Annotated in this window: 18 protein-coding genes; 3 read left to right on the forward strand and 15 right to left on the reverse strand. The window is 66.2% G+C overall.

Features of this window, described 5'->3' with window-relative positions; translation table 11 throughout:
• The first annotated feature begins 64 nt into the window (after positions 1–64).
• Together AUL30_RS19570 and trmFO are read left to right on the forward strand one after the other, a co-directional pair.
• Entirely contained in the window at positions 65–208 is a 144-nt protein-coding gene (locus AUL30_RS19570) for a DUF1127 domain-containing protein (protein WP_083508055.1), read from the forward strand.
• Between the two features lie 189 nt (positions 209–397).
• Entirely contained in the window at positions 398–1798 is a 1401-nt protein-coding gene (trmFO, locus tag AUL30_RS18010) for a methylenetetrahydrofolate--tRNA-(uracil(54)-C(5))-methyltransferase (FADH(2)-oxidizing) TrmFO (RefSeq protein ID WP_062229281.1), read from the forward strand.
• A 10-nt stretch (positions 1799–1808) separates the two neighbouring features.
• On the opposite strand, the gene AUL30_RS18015 is transcribed toward trmFO, so the two are convergent.
• The 5 genes from AUL30_RS18015 to yajC all read right to left on the reverse strand — a co-directional run bounded on the left by AUL30_RS18015 (position 1809) and on the right by yajC (position 7636).
• On the reverse strand, positions 1809–3341 hold the full coding sequence (locus tag AUL30_RS18015; RefSeq protein ID WP_062229282.1) for a DUF4153 domain-containing protein: 1533 nt from the start codon (positions 3339–3341) through the stop codon (positions 1809–1811).
• Between the two features lie 4 nt (positions 3342–3345).
• Entirely contained in the window at positions 3346–4185 is an 840-nt protein-coding gene (locus AUL30_RS18020) for a phytoene/squalene synthase family protein (RefSeq protein ID WP_062229283.1), read from the reverse strand.
• A 3-nt stretch (positions 4186–4188) separates the two neighbouring features.
• Positions 4189–4581, reverse strand: coding sequence for an Mth938-like domain-containing protein (locus tag AUL30_RS18025; protein WP_062229284.1), 393 nt, complete (start codon positions 4579–4581; stop codon positions 4189–4191).
• Positions 4582–4585: 4 nt separating this feature from the next.
• Entirely contained in the window at positions 4586–7156 is a 2571-nt protein-coding gene (secDF, locus tag AUL30_RS18030) for a protein translocase subunit SecDF (RefSeq protein ID WP_062229335.1), read from the reverse strand.
• A 132-nt stretch (positions 7157–7288) separates the two neighbouring features.
• Complete coding sequence (yajC, locus tag AUL30_RS18035; RefSeq protein ID WP_062229285.1) at positions 7289–7636, reverse strand: preprotein translocase subunit YajC; 348 nt, start codon at positions 7634–7636, stop codon at positions 7289–7291.
• A 149-nt stretch (positions 7637–7785) separates the two neighbouring features.
• Here yajC and AUL30_RS18040 point away from each other — a divergent pair, with 149 nt between their 5' ends.
• Positions 7786–8652: an ATP-binding protein gene (locus AUL30_RS18040; RefSeq protein ID WP_062229286.1), complete on the forward strand. Its 867-nt coding sequence runs from the start codon at positions 7786–7788 to the stop codon at positions 8650–8652.
• A 74-nt stretch (positions 8653–8726) separates the two neighbouring features.
• On the opposite strand, the gene AUL30_RS18045 is transcribed toward AUL30_RS18040, so the two are convergent.
• The 10 genes from AUL30_RS18045 to argS all read right to left on the reverse strand — a co-directional run bounded on the left by AUL30_RS18045 (position 8727) and on the right by argS (position 19282).
• On the reverse strand, positions 8727–9872 hold the full coding sequence (locus tag AUL30_RS18045; protein ID WP_062229287.1) for a peptidoglycan DD-metalloendopeptidase family protein: 1146 nt from the start codon (positions 9870–9872) through the stop codon (positions 8727–8729).
• Between the two features lie 195 nt (positions 9873–10067).
• A complete protein-coding gene (locus AUL30_RS18050; protein WP_062229288.1) occupies positions 10068–10730 on the reverse strand; it encodes a protein-L-isoaspartate(D-aspartate) O-methyltransferase in 663 nt (220 codons plus the stop codon).
• Positions 10723–11478, reverse strand: coding sequence for a 5'/3'-nucleotidase SurE (gene surE / locus AUL30_RS18055; RefSeq protein WP_062229289.1), 756 nt, complete (start codon positions 11476–11478; stop codon positions 10723–10725). The genes AUL30_RS18050 and surE overlap by 8 nt, the downstream gene beginning before the upstream one ends.
• A gap of 6 nt (positions 11479–11484) precedes the next feature.
• Complete coding sequence (serS, locus tag AUL30_RS18060; protein ID WP_062229290.1) at positions 11485–12768, reverse strand: serine--tRNA ligase; 1284 nt, start codon at positions 12766–12768, stop codon at positions 11485–11487.
• 42 nt (positions 12769–12810) lie between these two features.
• Positions 12811–13629 (reverse strand): twin-arginine translocase subunit TatC, encoded by an 819-nt coding sequence (gene tatC / locus AUL30_RS18065; protein WP_062229291.1) that lies wholly within the window; start codon positions 13627–13629, stop codon positions 12811–12813.
• Positions 13626–14222 carry a Sec-independent protein translocase protein TatB gene (gene tatB / locus AUL30_RS19575; protein ID WP_083508057.1) on the reverse strand — a complete coding sequence of 199 codons (597 nt, stop codon included), beginning with the start codon at positions 14220–14222 and terminating at the stop codon, positions 13626–13628. The genes tatC and tatB overlap by 4 nt, the downstream gene beginning before the upstream one ends.
• 71 nt (positions 14223–14293) lie before the next feature.
• On the reverse strand, positions 14294–14524 hold the full coding sequence (locus tag AUL30_RS18075) for a twin-arginine translocase TatA/TatE family subunit (protein WP_062229292.1): 231 nt from the start codon (positions 14522–14524) through the stop codon (positions 14294–14296).
• A 176-nt stretch (positions 14525–14700) separates the two neighbouring features.
• Positions 14701–15723, reverse strand: coding sequence for a beta-N-acetylhexosaminidase (gene nagZ / locus AUL30_RS18080; RefSeq protein WP_062229293.1), 1023 nt, complete (start codon positions 15721–15723; stop codon positions 14701–14703).
• Between the two features lie 8 nt (positions 15724–15731).
• Positions 15732–17285, reverse strand: a complete 1554-nt coding sequence (locus AUL30_RS18085) for an SPOR domain-containing protein (protein ID WP_083508058.1) — start codon at positions 17283–17285, stop codon at positions 15732–15734.
• A gap of 248 nt (positions 17286–17533) precedes the next feature.
• Positions 17534–19282: an arginine--tRNA ligase gene (gene argS / locus AUL30_RS18090; RefSeq protein ID WP_062229295.1), complete on the reverse strand. Its 1749-nt coding sequence runs from the start codon at positions 19280–19282 to the stop codon at positions 17534–17536.
• Between the last annotated feature and the right edge of the window lie 9 nt (positions 19283–19291).

Genomic DNA, 19291 nt, shown 5'->3' on the forward strand with positions numbered 1-19291 from the left:
GAAGAAAACGACCTGAAGCTTTAATCGATTTAAACCCTAGTACAGTCAAAGGCTGTTGGATCAGATGAACATCTCACGCTCTTACGCCAACTGGCGCCGTTACCGCGAGACCTGCTCCGAGCTGAACCGTCTGTCGCAGCGCGAACTTTCTGACCTTGGAATTTCTCGCGCCGATATTCCGGCGATCGCTCGTCAGGCGACGCGTTAATTAGAATTTAAGAATTTCGCCGCGGTCCATCCTCCTCCCAAAGGGCCGTCGCGAATAGAACCTGCGGACTCCTCCTCCCAACCGCAGGTTTCCAAACGACACCCGCCGGTCCTCCCCCGGCGGGTGTTGTCGTTTAAAGGGGCCGGCATGGGCATGCACGGGTTTCCCTTTTTCCGCGCGATGGTCTAGATGGCGCGCATGTCGAAAATTCCCTTTCATATCGTCGGTGGCGGCCTGGCCGGTTCCGAGGCAGCCTGGCAGATCGCCGAGGCCGGCATTCCGGTCATCCTGCATGAGATGCGCGGTGTGCGCGGCACCGATGCGCACAAGACCGACAGCCTGGCCGAGCTGGTCTGCTCCAACTCCTTCCGCTCGGACGATGCGCAAGGCAACGCCGTCGGCGTGCTGCATGCCGAGCTGCGCCTGGCGGGCAGCCTGATCATGCGCGCGGCCGATGCGCACCAGGTTCCGGCCGGCAGCGCCCTGGCGGTCGACCGCGACGGCTTTGCGCAGGCGGTCACGCAGGCGCTCGAAGCCCATCCGCTGGTCGAGATCCGGCGCGAGGAGGTCACCGGCCTTCCCCCCGCCGACTGGGGCAGCACGATCGTGGCCACCGGTCCTTTGACGGCGCCGGCCCTGGCGGCGGCCATCGCGCAGGATACGGGCGCCGATTCCCTTGCCTTCTTCGATGCTATCGCGCCGATCGTGCACTTCGAGTCCATCGACATGGGCACGGCCTGGTTCCAGAGCCGCTACGACAAGGTCGGTCCCGGCGGCACGGGCAAGGATTACATCAATTGCCCGATGGACCGGGAGCAATACGAGGCCTTCATCGCGGCGGTCATCGCCGGCGAAAAGACCGAGTTCCGCGAGTGGGAGGGAACGCCCTATTTCGACGGGTGCCTGCCCATCGAGGTCATGGCCGAACGTGGCCCGGAAACACTGCGCCACGGCCCCATGAAGCCCATGGGGCTCACCAATGCGCACCAGCCGGACATCAAGGCCTATGCCGTCGTCCAGTTGCGGCAGGACAATGCGCTCGGCACGCTCTACAACATGGTCGGCTTCCAGACGAAGCTGAAATATGCCGAGCAGGCCCGGATCTTCCGGATGATCCCCGGGCTGGAGAAGGCCGAGTTTGCGCGGCTGGGCGGGCTTCACCGCAACACCTACCTGAATTCCCCGCTGGTCCTTGACCGCTTCCTCCGGCTCAAGGGCCGCCCCCAGCTACGCTTTGCCGGCCAGATCACGGGTTGCGAAGGCTATGTGGAATCAACCAGCGTTGGGCTGATGGCCGCGCGCTTCGCGATTGCCGAGCGCCAGGGTGTGGAACCGATCTCCCCGCCACCGACCACCGCCATGGGTGCGCTGCTGGCGCATATCACGGGCGGACATCTGGCCACGGACGAGGAGCCGGGCAAGCGCTCCTTCCAACCGATGAACGTGAATTTCGGGCTGTTTCCGCCGATCGATACGCCGAAGCCGGATGGCAAGCGCCTGCGTGGCAAGGAAAAGACCGTGGCCAAGAAGAATGCCATGGCGGCCCGGGCGCTTCACGATTTTGCGGGATGGCTCGGCCAGAAGGCCTGAAGACCAAGCGTCAGCGCCAATCGGCCTGACGCAAGAACAACGTGAACTCACCCGTCTCTGGCTCCTTGCCGGCGAGGGTCAGGAAGCGCAGCGCATAGCCGATCGTCACCCCGTCATCGCTGGTCAAGGCCCCCGCAGGCGGCTGATCGGGCCGGCTGCGCAGGCTGGCCAGCATGGCGGCAAGGTCGAACCGCCGCTCACGCCCCGCAGCGGCCAGCACCAGCACAGGCCCATCGAAGCGGCCCGTAAAGGCAGAGCCCGTCGGCTGGACCGGCTGAGCCATCACCGAAATGACGGGCAGAACGCGGTCGAAGCCCGCCACATCGACCGACTCGCTCGCGAATGGCCCGAACTGCGTGCGCACCGCGATTGCCGGCCCGACATCCTGTGGCAGGTCCGCGCTGGCGCGTCCCACCGGCGGGCTCATGAGCATGGATGCCGTCCCCCACGGTCCGATCAGGGATGCCAGAAGCAGGACGGCCGGCACAGCGAAGAAGAGTCGAAGATCGCCACGCCAGCGCTTGAGGATCTGCACGAGCCCGACGCTCACCCCCGCCGCCACCAGAAGCGCCGCGTAATAATCCCCCTCCGTCCAGCCACGGGCTGTTTCGTGCCGAAGGGCCGGAACGAAGAGGATGACCGGGACGATCAGTGCGAAGGGCCAGAAGCGGCGGATCAGGTCGAGATGCGGCGGCCCCTCCATGGGATCGGCAAGGATGCGGACAAGCCATAGGTTGACCGTGAGCACAGGGACGATCCAGGCCATGTCGACCTGGCTGCCGAGCCCCTCGATGGCGACGCGCAGCGCATAGAGATGCAGGACGATCAGCGCCGCGATGAGCATGGGCGCCAGGACGAGCGACAGGAAACTGCGCATCGGCCGCACGATTCGCGCACTGGCCCTTTCGGTGGCGGCTTGCGGCAGGAGCCCGAGCGTCGCGAGCGGTCCCACCACGCAGACGGCTGTCGCCACGACATGGGCGTAGGCCTCCCAGGTCGGGCCAATGTCGAAGAGGAGGCGGAAGAGTTCCGCCAGGAGAATGCCGCCGGACAGGAAAGCCAGTGTCGCAAAGCCCGCCAGAGCTGCGGCAGCGAAGCTGCGCAGCAACAGGTTCCAGGGCCCGACACGCCCCCGCCCGGCAAAGGGCAGCGCGAAGATGCTGAGCGCGGCGGCCGACTGCCAGACATAGCCGGCATCGTCAAAGGGGCGCCAGGCATAGGCCAGCACCGCCAGGGGAATGGTCAGGCCGCTGGCAAGAAGGATGCGTCGCGACGGGAGGGGCCGCTGTTCGATGAGAAGCGTGAGCGCGATGTTGAAGAACACCGCTGCCCCCAAGGTTTCCATGATGCGGCCCTGCAGCGCCTCCGGCACGATGGCGATGTCGGCAATGCGGGCATTGACGCCGATGCCCATGGCGGCAAGGCACAGGACGGCGACCGGGAAACGCTGCACCGCCGATCCCGCCCCCTGCACCGCCTGCAAAAGCGAGGATCGCAGCCTGCGCCCGAGGCCGTGGCGTCGCGTGTCCGGAGACGTCGTCATCCGCTCAGCTCCTCATTGCGCGCCAATAAAGCCATGTGCGGCGAAACGGCCCGATGGGCCGCTCGGCTGCGCCGATTGCGCCTCTGGCGCCTTCCACTGCATCCAGCGTCGGGGCGCAGGCGAAAACCGGCAGAAAGGCTGGCCGCGCCGCGCGCGGAACCGCAGCGAGCTGGCTGCGTACCGCTGCCAGATGCTGTCTTGCATAGGCGCAGAGGGCAAGGCGCGCCGGCTCCAACTGCCCCTCGCCGCGCAGGAAGGCCGCCGCGTCGGTTCCGGCCACGGCCAGAATATCGCCGGGCACGAAAACCTGGCCGAGCGCGCGGTGGCGCCGCTCGTCCCGCAAAAGGTCCGTCGCGAGCCACGCCACGCCAGCGTGACCCGCCGCATCGGCCAGGGAACGCGCGTCCCGTCCGACTAGCACCATGGCTGACAGCATGATGAGGGTCGAGCGCGTTTCCCCGGCATAGGCCTCGAACTCGGTCCGGCTTGGCATGGGATCGTTGTAGAGATCGAAGATCCGCGCATCCAGAAAACGCTGCAGCACCTCGCCCGGCAGATCATGGCGCGTTACCGTGTCGATCAGCGCCTGCGCCAGCGGCGCACCCTCGCCGCCTGCCGCACCTGCGGCCAGCACGTCGCGCCACCATTGCAGGCGGATTTCACCGGGGAGCGGCTGGCTGACACGGGAACGGATCTGCGCGGTTTCGAGGTCGAAGGCGTTCAACGCCGCCAGTCCGGCCTGGGCGGCAGGCGGTGCGAAGGCAAGCGCCACGCTCCGGTCGGCCGAGGCAGACGTGACGACGGCCCTGCACGCGGCATAGGCGCTGTCGAGCATGTCGGTCATGCGTCAGTCAACGGCGACGAGCGCTGCGCCCACCGGCCGGCCTTCGGACAGCATGATGTTGAGCGTGCGCACGGCCGCGCCCGTCGTCATGGCATCGCAGGAGATTCCGGCGGCCCGGAAACGCGCCGCCAACGCCGGCGGCAGGCGCACGATGTCAGTCCCGGTGCCGAACAGCATGAAGCGGATCCCCTCGCCTTCTTCGAGCGACTTCAGGAGCCGCTCCCCGGAAAATGGCGCGTGCGTCGTGGCCGTCCAGCCGTACAGGCCGGATGGCAGGCACAGGACCGACCCTTTATGCGACATGCCGGCGAAGCGGAAACCGCCGTTGCCATAGGCATCGATGGGCACCTGCCGCGGCAGATGCGCATCGCGTCGGTCGGACGGCGTATCGGACATGCGCTCAGGCTTCCTTCGGCGTACCGTTATCCGTACGCGCCGTGGCCGCTTCTTCTGCAGCCATGGTCGACTTTTCGGGCCGCAGCTTGAAGTAGATCAGCATCGGGCCGGCGATGAAGACCGACGAGTACACGCCCACGATCACGCCCACGATCATCGGGGCCACGAAGTTGCGGATCACGTCGCCGCCGAAGAAGTACAGGGCCACCAGCGCCAGGATCATCGTCGCGCCGGTCATGATCGTGCGGTTCAACGTCTCGTTCAGCGAAAGATCGATAAGAGTATCCAGCGGCATCTTTTTGTACTTGCGCAGATTTTCTCTCATCCGGTCGAACACGACGATCGTATCGTTGAGTGAGTAGCCCACGATGGTCAGCACCGCCGCGATACTGGTCAGGTTGAATTCGGCCCGTGTGAGCACGAAGAACCCGATCGTCATGATGACATCGTGCGCGGTGGACACGATCGCGCCGATGGCGAACTGCCATTCGAAGCGCACCCAGACATAGATCATGATGCCGAGCATCGCGCCGAGGACGCCAAGCACGGCGGCGATGGCGAGTTCGTTCGACACGGACGGACCGACCACCTCGACCCGCTCGAAATCGTAATCGGCCTGCAGCGCGCCGCGCACGGCGTTGATGCTGGATTGGGGTGTCTCGCTGTCCGCGGCCTGCGCACCGAAGCGGATGAGGACATCCTGGGCCGAGCCGAACTCCTGCACCTGCACCTCACCCTCGATGATCGGCGACAGGGCGCTGCGGATCGCGGCGACATCGGCCTCCGGCCCACGGGACTTCGCCTCGATCACCGTGCCGCCGGTAAAGTCGATGCCGTAGTTCAGGCCCATCGTGGCAAGGCCGCCGATGGAGGCGATGGACAGGAGCAGCGTAATGGCAAAGCCCACGCGGCGCACGGCCATGAAGGGAATGCTGGTTGCCTTCGGGACGAAGGTGAAGAAGCCGCGATGGACTTCCTTCGGCCGGCGGCGCTTGAGCCAGAAGGCCACCATCCAGCGCGTCAGGGTGATCGCGGTGAAGATGGTCGTCAGGATGCCGAGCGCCAGGGTGACGGCAAAGCCCCGCACCGGGCCGGACCCGAGGAAGAAGAGCACGGCCGCGGCGATCAGCGATGTGATGTTGGCGTCCATGATCGTGCCGAAGGCCTTATGGAAGCCCGCATCGATGGACTGGACGACCGACCGACCCTGTTTTCGCTCTTCCAGAATGCGCTCGTAGATGAGCACGTTGGAATCCACCGCCATGCCCATGGTGAGCACGATGCCGGCGATGCCCGGCAGGGTCAACGTTGCGCCGAGGACCGACAGCAGCGCCACCAGGAGCACGATGTTGACGATCAGCGCGATGTTGGCGATCAGCCCCAGGAAGCCATAGGCCGCGAACATGAAGACGATGACGAAGACGCCGCCGACGATGCCCGCCATCTGGCCGGCGGCAACGGAGTCGGCGCCGAGACCGGGGCCGACGGTCCGCTCTTCCATGATGTCGAGATTGGCCGGCAATGCACCGGCGCGCAGCAGCACGGCAAGGTCGTTGGCCGTCTGCACCGTGAAGTTGCCGGAGATCTGCGCCTGACCGCCCAGGATCGGCTCGCGGATATTGGGTGCCGAAAGGACCTGATCGTCGAGTACGATGGCGAAGGGCCGGTTCACATTCTGCTGCGTCACCGCACCGAAGCGCTGTGCCCCGCGTGAATCGAAGCGGATGTTGACGACCGCCGCGTTGGTCTGCTGGTCGAAGCCTGCCTGCGCGTCGGTCAGGTTCTCGCCCGACACCATGACCTGCCGCTGGACCAGGATGGGCATGGGCGGGTTGTCGGTCGTGTACAGAAGCTGCGATCCGGCCGGTGCCGGCTCTTGGCCCGCCGCGACGGCCTGGGCCGAATGCTGCGTGTCCACCAGGCGGAAGGTGAGCTGGGCCGTCTGGTTCAGAAGCGCCTTCAGGCGCGCCGGATCCTGCAGGCCCGGCACCTGGACCATGATCCGGTCCACGCCCTGCCGCTGGATCACCGGCTCGGTGGTTCCGAGTTCGTCGACGCGCCGGCGGACGACCTCGATCGATTGCGACACCGCCGTGGACAGGCGGTAGTTTATACCCTGATCGGTCAGCGTGATGCGGAAGCTGCCCGGCTGCGGCTCCACAAGGTTCGCCTCGGTGATGGTGCCGCCGGCCATCATGCCGGTGGAGAATGGCTCGGTCAGCTGGCGGAGCGCTTCGCGCGCAGCACCCGCCTGGGCTGCGTCCCGCAGGCGGAAATCGACGCCACCATCCACCTCGCGCAGATCGGTAAAGCCCACGCCGGCATTGCGAAGCTGCGTCTGGACATCGTCACGAATGGCCGTCAGCCGCGCCCCGACAAGAGACGGCCTGTCAACCTCGAGCAGGATGTAGGATCCGCCCTGCAGATCGAGGCCGAGCGTCATGGGCCGATTCGGCAGCCAATCCGGCAGGGCCTCGAGCTGGCGCTGGGACATCAGGTTCGGAAGGGCGAACAAGACGCCGATCGCGACGATGAGCCAGATCAGGATTGTCTTCCAGCGCGAGAAATAAAGCATGGCCGTCCCGGTAAGGATGCCCGTCGCGGCCAGGGCCAAGCGTGCGGACTAGGATATGGGCTTAACGCAAGAACCCGGGGGCTTCTTCCGAAACCCCCAGGCGAATCAGCAACTTGTGGTGCGCAACAACGGCTATTTCGTGTTGGCCGCTGCAGGCTCGCCCTTCACGCGGACGTCCGCGATGGTCGATTGCAGGACGCGGATCTTGACCTGCTCGGAGATCTGAACCTCGACTTCCCCGTTGTCGAGGACCTTGACCACTTTGCCGATGATGCCGCCGCCCGTGACGACCGTATCGCCGCGGCGGATGGAGCGGAGCATTTCGTCGCGCTTCTTCATCTGCCGGCGCTGCGGCCGGATGATCAGGAAGTACATGATCGCGAAGACCGCCACGAAGGGCAGGATCGTGATGAGAAGGCTTTCCGTGCCGCCCGCAGCACCAGCACCTGCGGTTTGGGCAAAAGCCGGGGATACGAACATGTTGTCTCCTGATGATCACGAGGGCGAGGAACTTCGCCGAGTGGCCTTTACGAATTGGGCGCAATATACGAACGGTCGGACCGAATGCAACAGACTGCGTTGCTGCGGCCTTCGCGTCGCCGTGATGTTGGACTTGAGGGAGCGCCACATTGCCGAATTTCGACTCGTCGGACCACGATCTGACCCTGCGGCGGATCGCCGATGCGCTGGAGCGCCTGGCACCACCTGCACCGACGCTTCCGGACCTGACGCTGACAGAATGTTACGTCTACGAACCGCCATTCCGCCTGCGCCCTGTCGAGCGGGTCAGCCGCGTTCCCATCTCTCTCCTGGCGGGGATCGACCGTGCCCGTGACACGCTGCTTTTGAACACCCAGCGCTTTGCCGATGGCCTGCCGGCCAACAATGCGCTCCTTTGGGGCGCGCGCGGCATGGGCAAATCCTCGCTCGTCAAGGCCGTCCATGCGCAGGTCAACGCCGATCGCGCCGGCAGGCCGCTGCGCCTGATCGAGATTCACCGGGAAGATATCGACCAGCTTCCGCAGCTGATGGGCTTCCTGCGCGCTGCGGACGAGCGGATCCTCCTCTTCTGCGACGATCTGTCCTTCGATCACGACGATACCAGCTACAAGTCCCTGAAGGCTGTGCTGGACGGCGGCGTGGAGGGACGTCCGGCCAATGTGCTTTTCTACGCCACGTCCAATCGCCGCCATCTCCTGCCCCGCAACATGATGGAGAATGAACAATCCACCGCCATCGCGCCCGGCGAAGCGGTCGAGGAGAAAGTCTCCCTGTCGGACCGGTTCGGCCTGTGGCTCGGCTTCCACGCCTGCTCGCAGGACGAGTATCTGGCCATGGTGGACGGTTATGCCGCGGCCTTCGACCTGCCGCAGGACGGTGACGCGCTGCACCGCGCGGCCATGGAATGGTACACGACCCGCGGCGCGCGCTCCGGGCGCGTGGCCTGGCAGTTCATCCAGGATTATGCGGCCGCACGCGGCGTGCGCCTGGACTGACGCGAGGCGCAAACGAAATGGCCCCGGTTCGGGACGACGAACCGGGGCCTGACACTCCAAGTGAACGCGGTACTCTACTGGAGGTAGGTCATCGGATTGACCGGGGTGGAGTCCTTGCGGACTTCGAAATGCAACATGGGCTGATCGGCATCGCCCGTCATGCCCGCCTTGGCGATATCCTGGCCGCGCCGCACCGTGGCGCCGCGTTCGACGAGGATCTCGTCGGCATGGCCGTAGACAGTGACGAGCCCGTTATCGTGCTTGACGAGAACGGTCTTGCCGAACTCCTTCAGCCCCTCGCCGGCATAGATGACGACGCCGTTCTCCGCCGCCTTGACGGAGGTGCCGCGCGGCACTGAAATGTTCAGCCCGTCATTGCGGCGCGTGCCGACCTTGTCGCCGTAGGACTTGACCACGCGGCCCTGGACGGGCCAGCGGAACTGCGAGATGCCGGTGGACTGAGGCGCGAGCGCGGCCTGCTGGCTTTCGGTCTCTTCCTCCACCGTCGTGCTTGCGGCGGGCGCTGCCTGCGCGGCCGGAGCTGCCTGCACGGCGGCCGGGGCTTGTGCCGGCTGCGTGGCCGTTGCCGGGCTGCCGGTGACCGCCGCGGTCGATGACGTGCTGCCATCATGCGCCGTCGTCGGCGTGACGCGGGCGGCCTGTGCCTGAAGCGTGGTCGGGGGCGTGCCGAGCGAGGCGACCTGCGTCGTGCCGGCGGTGGCGCCGGCCGGAAGCTTCAACGTCTGTCCGATGCGGATATCGTCCGAGGCCAGGCCGTTGGCTGCGCGCAGGTCCGCCGTGCGCACGCCGTGCCGGTTCGCAATGCCGGACAAGGAGTCCCCGGAGGTGACCGTGTAGGTCTTGCCGCTCGATGCGACAGACGCGGTGTGCTGCTGCGGCGCAGGCTGCGCCATCGGCTGCGTGGCCTGCGCGGTGGCGGCGGGCGGCGGCAGTTGCGAGCGGCTCACCCCTGCCGAACCGGACGGCGCAGCCGCATAGGTATCGTTCTGTGCCGGTGCGGACGGGTAGCCCTGCGCCGTCGGGTAGCCACCGCCGTAACCCTGCTGGGCCGCCTGCGGCGCCGATTGCGCAAATGTCTGCTGCTGTTGCTGCCCGCCCTGCGGTATCGCTCCGGTGTAGAAACTGTCCTGGAGGCGCGTCACATCATTGCTGCAGCCGGCAATCGCCGTCGTCACCGCCAGAATGCCGGCGACGCGCAAGGCCCTGCTTCTTGGAAATTTCAAACCGCCGATTCCCATTCTCGTCCCCGTGCCAACGCCATCACACTGGACGCCATAAGAGCGCGTTAATCTTACCGGCCGGTTAAACCCGGGCATTGATTGCGCAGAATATTTTCAGAAATCGGTGATGGGTGACATTGGTGACGGGGGAAATCGGCGCAGCACGGGGATGCCTTACAGGACGGCCGCACGCCCCGCGGCCAGATGCTGCCACCAGACCGTTCCCACAACGGCCTCGTCGAAGCGGCTGCCCGCCTTTTCATGGCGGACCAGCCGCTGTGCACCGCGCTCGGGGCCGATGGCGGCCAGGAGCACGCCGTGCGTCGCCATCTGGTCCAGGAAGGCCTTGGGCAGGACGGGCAATGCCGCATGGATGATGATCCGGTCATAGGGCCCGCTTTCGGCAAAGCCCTGCCGACCATCCTCGTGGTGGAAGGTGACGTTCTCGATGCCGAGCCCCCTCACCCGTTCGCTGGCCTCGGTGCTCAGCGTGCGGAAGCGCTCCAGGGTCACGACCCTGGCCCCCAGCCGCGCCAGGAGCGCCGTGACGTAGCCGCTGCCGGTCCCGATCTCCAGGATGCGGCTGTCCGGCTGGACCTTCAGCGCCATCAGGCACCGCACGATCAGTTCGGCACTCGGCATCGTCTCGCCGCAGGGTATGGGGAAGGATTGCGGGGCGTAGACATCGCCCCGCGTGGCCGGCGGCAGAAAGGCACGGCGCGGCACGGTTTCCAGCGCCGACAGCATGCGGCCATCGGCGCCCAGGCGCGAGCGCATCGCCAGAAGAAAGGCCGCCAGTTGCTCCCGGTCGGAGCCGGCCCGCGTCGGATCAGCCAAAGAGGCTCTCCATGTCACGCCGCAGCGCGTGATCCGTCAGGTCGAGTTGCAGGGGCGTGACCGACACGCTGCCGCGCCGGATGGCCCCGATATCGGAGCGCTCCAGTTCCGCCCCTTCCTCGCGGCCGAACTTCAGCCAGAAATAGGGGAAGCCACGACCGTCGCGGCGCTCCTCGATCCCCAGATTGTAGTCCAGCTTGCCCTGGCGGGTCACTTCGATACCGGTGACGGCATCGGGCTGCACCGGCGGGAAATTGATGTTGTAAAGCGTGCCGGCGCGGTGCGGCAGCGTCAGGAGCTTGGTCAATATCTCCGGCGCATGCCGCTCGGCCGTCTCCCAGATCGTTTCGCGGTCGCCGCCGGGCGTGAAGGCCTGGCTCAGCGCCACGGACCGCAGGCCCAGCATCGTGCCTTCGATCGCGCCCGCCACCGTGCCGGAATAGGTGACGTCATCGCACAGGTTCTGCCCGGAATTGACACCGGACAGGACCAGGTCGGGCGCCTCCGGCATGATGTGCTTGGCCGCCATGATGACGCAGTCGGTCGGCGTGCCCGTGAGTGCAAACCGGCGCTCCTCGATGCGCCGCAGCCGCAGGGGCGAGGACAGGGTCAGCGAATGGGAGAGCCCGCTCTGGTCGGTCTCGGGCGCAACGACCCAGACATCGTCGGACAGGGTGCGCGCAATACGCTCGAGCACGGCGAGACCTTCGGCATGGATGCCGTCGTCATTCGTCAGGAGTATGCGCATGTCGTATCAGCCCGCCTTCGCGATGGTTTCCATACCGTTCATATAGGGCCGCAATGCTTCAGGAATGATGATGCTCCCATCCTCCTGCTGGTAGTTTTCCAGAACCGCGATCAGCGCCCGTCCCACCGCCGTGCCCGAGCCGTTCAGCGTATGGACGTAGCGCGGCTGCTTTTCGCCGGCGGGGCGGTAGCGCGCCTGCATGCGCCGCGCCTGGAAATCACCGCAGACCGAGCAGGAGGAAATCTCGCGGAAGGCGTTCTGCCCCGGCAGCCAGACCTCGATGTCATAGGTCTTGCGCGCCGAAAAGCCCATATCGCCCGTGCACAGCGTCACCACCCGGTAATGCAGGCCGAGCGCCTGCAGGACGCTTTCGGCGCAGCCGAGCATGCGCTCGAGCTCTTCGGCGGAGGATTCAGGCGTCGTGACGGAGACGAGCTCGGTCTTGTAGAATTGATGCTGGCGCAGCATGCCCTTGGTATCGCGGCCGGCAGAGCCCGCCTCCGAGCGGAAGCACGGCGTCAGGGCCGTGACCCGGACCGGCAGCGCCGCCTCGTCCAGGATGGACTCGCGCACCAGATTGGTCAGCGGTACTTCGGCAGTCGGGATCATCCACCGCCCATCCGACGTGTTGAAAAGATCCTCGGAGAATTTGGGCAGCTGGCCGGTGCCGTAGAGCGCCTCATCGCGCACCAGGATCGGCGGCGACACTTCCGTATAGCCGAACCGATCGGTTGCCGAATCGATCATGAACTGCCCGATCGCGCGTTCGAGCCGCGCCAGGGCACCCTTGAGCACCGTGAAGCGTGCGCCGGAGATGCGGGACGCCGCTTCGAAATCCATCAGCCCGAGGGCCTCGCCCAGCTCGTAATGCTCACGCGGGGCAAAGTCGAAGCTGGGCATCTGGCCCACGCGCCGCAGTTCGATATTGTCCGCCTCGTCCCGGCCCTCGGGCACGTCCGGCAGCGGAATATTGGGAATGCCCGACAGAAGATCCGTCAGGCTCGCATCGATGCGGCGCTCGGTCTCCTCACCCTCCTGGACGGCGCCTTTGATCTGCGCCACTTCATCCATCAGGGCCTGAGCACGCGCATGGTCCCCCGCGCCCTTGGCCTTGCCGATATCTCTGGAGGCTTCGTTGCGGCGGCTCTGCAGCTCCTGCAGCCGCGCCAGATGCGCGCGGCGCGTATCGTCCAGCTTCAGGATTTCGGCCGATGCTGGCGCCGCGCCGCGGCGCCTCAGCGCCTCGTCCAGGAGTTCAGGATTGTCGCGTATCCACTTGATATCCAGCATGTCGCCCCGCCTTTAGCCCGATCCGGCAGATCGGCGAAGCTTTCATGGGGCATCAGCGTTGAGACCCGCTTCCGCAAGACGCGCGGCTCGCTTCTTCTCGATCAACCGGGCCGTGAAGATGGAAATCTCGTAGAGAATGATGGTCGGGATCGCAAGGCCGATCTGCGACATTGGATCGGGCGGCGTGATCACCGCGGCCACGATGAAGGCGAGCACGATGGCGTATTTGCGCTTGGCCGCCAGCGTGGCGGCCGACACGATCCCCGCGCGCACCAGGAGCGATGCGACGACGGGCAGCTGGAACACCAGGCCGAAGGCGAAAATCAGCGTCATGATCAGCGACAGATATTCCGACACGCGCGGCAGAAGCGCGATCGTGGCCTGCCCGCCGCCACCCGCTTGCTGCATGGACAGGAAGAACCACATGACCATGGGCGTGAAGAAGAAGTAGACGAGCGCCGCACCGATCAGGAACAGGATGGGCGTTGCCACCAGGAAGGGAATGAAGGCGGACCGCTCGTCACGATAAAGACCCGGCGCCACGAATTTGTAGAGCTGCATGGCGATCAGCGGAAAGGCCAGGAAGAACCCGCCAAAGGCCGCGATCTTGACCTGCGTGAAGAAGAACTCCTGCGGCGCCGTATAGATCAGCTCCACCTTCGACGCGTCGAGGCCAGCCCAGGCCGTGGCGATCTGGTAGGGCACAACCAGAAGATTGAAGATCTGCTTGGCGAAAAAGAAGCAGAAGAGAAAAGCCAGGAAGAAGCCGAGCAGCGACCAGATCAGCCGGCGGCGCAGCTCGATCAGATGTTCGATCAACGGCGCGGATGACGCCTCGATCTCGTCATGTCCCTGCTTCATGCCGCATCTCCCGCGCTGCGCTTGGCATCGGGCGCATCTGCCGCCGGAACGGCCGCCGGCGCTGGATCGGCCTGCGCGGGCGCAACAGCACTCACGGCTGCAGCATGGTGCTCCCCGGCCTGGGCCGAAGCCGCGGATGACGCGGCCGCCACGGCCGAAGCCGTCTGCGGCAGGGCCGCGGCTGGTTCGGGCGCCGGCACGGCATGATCGGCAGCGGGACTGTCGGCCGGGCGCAAGGCTTCCATCGGCTGGGCGGCCTGCGTGCCGGACGGAACCTTGGCCTCCGGCGCGGCGGTCGCAGCCTTCAGCGACGAGCGAATCTCATCGCCGACGGCCTTCATGGGGTTCATGGCTTTGCGGATATCGTTGCGCGGGTCGAGGCTCTTCAAGTCTCCGGCGGCCTTACGGACTTCGTCCAGCTCGGCCTCGCGAATCGCATCGTCGAACTGGCGTCGGAAGTCACCCGCCATGCGGCGCATCTGGCCGCTCACGCGCCCGAAGGTCCGCAGCATTCCGGGCAGGTCCTTCGGACCGACGACCACGATCAGAACCACTGCAATAACCAGCAGTTCCAGCCAACCGATCTCAAACATGGAATGCCTAACGCGCGGGAGTTGATATGGGCCACCGGCACGGGTCGGGCCCGCGCCGGCCGCCGGCCGTATTAGCTATGCGTTTTCTCGGGCGTGGTGTCACGGCGCACGATCTCGGCGTCCTGATGCTCGAGCGCGCGGCGCTCCTGAGCTTCGGCGCTGTCGTCGTCGGCCATGCCCTTCTTGAAGCTCTTGATGCCCTTGGCAACGTCGCCCATCAATTCCGGGATCTTGCCGCGACCAAACAGCAGAAGGACGACCGCAAGGACGATCAACCAGTGCCAGATGCTGAAACTACCCATTCCGGTTCTCCTGAATGCAATTCCGATTGCAGCCGCTAGGGCCAGCCTCAGACAACTTCAAACACCAATTCCCGGCCAAGATCAACGCGCGGAGACGGAGAATGCAGTCGGCAGGCAGCCGGCATGTCCGATTTCGTCCCTAGATGAGGATGATGGCCAAGCTGAGGCCGGGAACGCTACGCGCCCGGACTAACAAGTTGTTGATATTCCGACAAAAGCTCATCGATATCGAGCACGGCCCTGCCGGGCGCGGCAATGGCGCGGGCGCGCTCCGCACGCTCGGCGGCCCGGCCGGACAGGACAGGCACCGCTGCGGCGACGTCGCGCATCTCGGCCAGGTCGCCATTGCAGTGCAGGACGATGTCGCAGCCGGCCGCGATGGCCAGGCCGGCAGAATCACCCACCGGCGCCTTCAGGGCCTTCATGGAGATATCATCCGTCATGAGAAGGCCGTCGAAGCCGATGCCGTTGCGGATGACCTCGTCGATCACCCGCGGCGACAGAGTGGCCGGGCGGTCCGGATCGATCGCCTCGAACAAGATATGCGCCGTCATGGCGGCCGGAAGATCGGCCAGCAGCGCGAAAGGCCGCGCGTCGCGTGCGCCGAGTTCTTCGCGCGACAGACCCAGCCGCGGTAGGTCCAGATGGCTGTCCACCATCGCCCTGCCATGGCCGGGCAGATGCTTCATGACGGCAAGCACGCCATTCGCCATCGCAGCCTCGGCCATGGCCCTGCCCAGCGCCGCCACGGCGTCCGGATCGCCGGACATGGCCCTGTCCCCGATCACCGAATGCGCCCCATCGACAGCAAGGTCCAGGCAGGGAATGCAATCCGCATTGATGCCGTAACGGCGTAGGCTCGCAGCCAGAATCTGCCCGTGCAGATGGGCCGCACGAAGCCCTGCGGCAGGGTCACGCGCATAGGCCGCACCCAGGACCTCCCCCGCAGGAAGATGGGGTGCCAAAGGCGGGCGCAGGCGGCGGACCCGGCCGCCTTCCTGGTCGATGAAGATGGGGATGGTCGTGCCGCCGTCGGCGAAGGACGCCAGTTCGGCGCAGAGCGCCGCAAGCTGCGTGTCACTGCCGACATTGCGGCCAAAAAGGATAAAGCCGAAGGGCTTGCTGGCGGCGAAGAAATCGCGCTCGGCGTCGGTCAGGCTAAGTCCGGACAGGCCGGCGATCCAGGCCTTGCGCGTCATTATGCCCCTCAGCGCGTTACGAAGCAGTCGGCGCCGGCGCGCTTCAGGCGCGAGCAGAGCTGATCGGCGTCGGACTGCGAGGCGGCGCGCGCCCGGATGCGATAGAAGGTGCCGCGATTTTCGACATTGGCGGCCTGGATGCTCAAGGGGCGCCCGTCCAGGATATTGGCGTAACGCTGGGAGGCGTTGCGCAGATTGTCATGCGCCAGCGCCTCCGTCGGCTGCGCGGCGATCTGGACAAAGTAGCTGCCGGCCGCCGCCTGGCCCAAAGGCGCGGCGGACTGCGGCGTCGGCGCCAAGGCCGACATGACGGCGGGCGTCTCACGCGCCGGCGCCGCGGCGGGCGCAGGCGCCAGCGCGGCCGTCGGACGCGCGGGCGCCGGGGTCGGTACGACGGAGATGGCGGGCGGCAGCTCGGCCGCTGCAGGCTGCGCAGGTTCGGCGGGCATGGCCGGCATGGAGACGGGCAGCGACGCTGACCCGGCTGGCGGGGGGACCGGCAAACCATCGCTCTGCGCAGTGGCAGAGGCGATCAGCGCCGCCATGGGGTCAGCCTCCGGCGCCAGCGCAGCGGCCTCCGGTGCGGGGGCTGATCCGGGCTGTGCCCCCACCGGCGTCCCGTCGGGACCGACCTCGACGGTGCGGACGCGGCGCGGCTCCAGAATTCCGCCTGTGGCGGGCGCTTCGCTCGACGCGGCATCCACCGCGCCGGCTGTGCCATCGGCATCGCCGAACCGCTCCTGGAACTGTTCCTCACCCAGGGGGATCGTTTCGGTGCCAAGGAGAACCCCTGGCAAAGCGGTTTCCTCATCCTCGGCGGTAATGTCCACCGGCTCTTCCATGGCCGAGATGAGGGTTTCCTGCGTGGGTTGCGCAGCGGTGCCCGATCCCGCGGCGCGCTGGTAGACGGCCTTGTTCTGGTTTGGGATCTCGCGCCCGCCCGGATCCTCCGGCCGCGTCTTGTACGGCTGCGTGTCGGCGGCCACGACCAGCGCTTCCCCGCTGCCGATCGATCCACCGAACAGGCTGTTATAGGCGACTGCCGCCGCTATGCTGAGCAAGGCGACGCCCGCGACGCCCGAAACGAAGCGCACGCCCTGCTTCAGGCCGCCTGTCGCCGGGGTGCGGCGCCGCGCTGCTGCGGCAACGGGCACGGGCATGGCGTCCGCCGCATCGTCTTCCGCGCGATAGGCTCCCGTCTGACCGGCGGCATCGCCGAAATGGATGTCGTAGTCGTGGAACGGCTGCTCGGCCGGCGCATCGGCGTCGTAGGGCGCCTGTGCGTTGCGCGGCTGGCCATGCCCCATCACGGCCATCTCGTTGGCGATGAGGCGGTCGAAATCGTCCAGAACGGGCTTGGCCGGCGCATGGTTATGAGCCGAATGGTGAGATGCCGGCACGAAGTCCGACGTCTCCGCCGGCATCGCATCGCGCGGGGATGCGGGCTCACTCAAATTGAACAACGCATCGTCACGCGGCGTGGCCGAAGCCCGGCCGGCTGCCGTACCGCCCCGCTCGGGGCTCGACGTCGGCGCAGCGGATGAACGGTCCGCATCAGCCATGGAGGCTTGCGGCGTCGCCCGGCTCGTAAATCGCGAAATAGGCGGTTCCCTCACGCTGACTCTCCGCAATGCGTTGCGGAAGAACCTTTCATCTAAGCTGCCGGGTGCGGCCGGATACGATCCGGCGCGCGAACTGCCTGCAGCGTCGACTGGGGCCCTTCCACGCCCCGCGGCACGAAGGCTGGCGGGACGTTACCGAATGAACACAAAGCGCTAAGCAGCGATCTTGGTGAAATGATGATGCCTCGTCAGCGCATTTCTTCGGGAGCGGATACGCCGACCAGCGCCAGACCCCGTCCGATGACGAAGGCAACAGCTTGCACCAGACCGAGCCGCGCCGATGTGAGTGTCGGCTCATCCGGTCTAACAAAGCGTAAATCCGGCTGATCCTTGCCGCGATTATACTGGCTGTGGAACGCCTGCGCGACGTCGTACAAGTAGAAAGCGAGCCTGTGCGGCTCCTTCGATTCCGCCGCCTGCTGAATGAGGCGCGGGAACTCCGCAAGCTTGCGGATCAAGGCCAGTTCCGACTCATCGGCCAGCAAAGACAGGGCCTGCGGATCGATCTGCGCTGCCTCCGGCGCGGTGATCCCTTCCGCGGCAGCCTGCCTGCGGATGGCGGCGGCCCGCGCGAATGCATACTGCACGTAGAAGACGGGATTGTCGCGCGACTGCTCCGTCACCTTCTGGAAATCGAAGTCCAGCGGCGCATCGCTCTTGCGGAACAGCATCATGAACCGGACCGGATCGCGCCCCACCTCGGCGACGACATCGGCCAGCGTGACGAAATCGCCCGACCGCTTGGACATGCGGACCGGTTCGCCATTGCGGTAGAGCTTGACCAACTGGCACAGGACGACGTCCAGCCGCGCCTGGCCGCCTGACACAGCCCGCGCGACGGCTTCCAGGCGCTTGACGTAGCCGCCATGATCGGCGCCCAGCACGTAGACCATCTCATTGAAGCCGCGCGCAAACTTATCGGCGAAGTAGGCGACGTCGGCCGCGAAATAGGTGAAGGCTCCGTCGGACTTGACGAGCGGCCGGTCGACATCGTCCCCCACCTCGGTCGAGCGGAACAGAGTCTGCTCGCGGTCTTCCCAATCCTCCGGAAGCTGGCCCTTGGGCGGCGGCAGCGTGCCCTGATAGACGAAGCCCCGCGCGCGCAGATCGTCGATCGCCTGCGCGATGCGCCCGCCGCCTTCGGCATGCAGCTTGCGCTCCGAGTAGAAGACGTCATGCTCGATGCCGAGCAACTTCAGATCGTCTCGGATCGACATCATCATGGCATCGATCGCATAGTCGGAGACGATCGGCAGCCATTCGGCCTCGTCCATATCCAGAAGGGTCTTCTGGTAGCGGATCGCCAGGGCGACGCCGACGGCCTTCAGATAATCGCCCGGATAGAGGCCCGCCGGGATCTCACCGATATCCTCGCCCAGCGCTTCGCGGTAGCGCAGATAGGCCGACCGGGCGAGCACGCCGATCTGGGCGCCGGCATCGTTGATGTAATATTCCTTCACCACCGCATCGCCGGCAAAGGCGGCGATGTTGGCGATGGCGTCGCCGACAACCGCGCCGCGGCAATGACCGACATGGAGCGGACCTGTGGGATTGGCCGATACATATTCCACGTTCAGCCGATGGCCCGTCGCGGCGCCGCGGGCGTAATCGTCGCCAAGCGTGAGCAAAGCGCCCAGATGCGCCTGCCAATAGGCCGGCCGCAGCCGCAGGTTGATGAAGCCGGGGCCCGCCACCTCGGCGGATTCCACATCGGCCTCCGGCCGCAGGCGTTCGGCGATCTCCTCGGCCAGCTCGCGCGGCTTGCGGCCCAGGGGCTTGGCCAGCACCATGGCCGCGTTGGTCGCCAGATCGCCGTGGCTCGGATCGCGCGGGGGCTCCACCGTGATGCGCGACAGATCGACGTCCTGCCCCGCGCCATCGATGACGGATGCGACGGCGGTCCGTATCCGGGCCTCGAATTCGGTGAAGATGTTCATGGTCTATCC

Source organism: Aureimonas frigidaquae (assembly GCF_001463905.1).
GTDB lineage: Bacteria > Pseudomonadota > Alphaproteobacteria > Rhizobiales > Rhizobiaceae > Aureimonas > Aureimonas frigidaquae.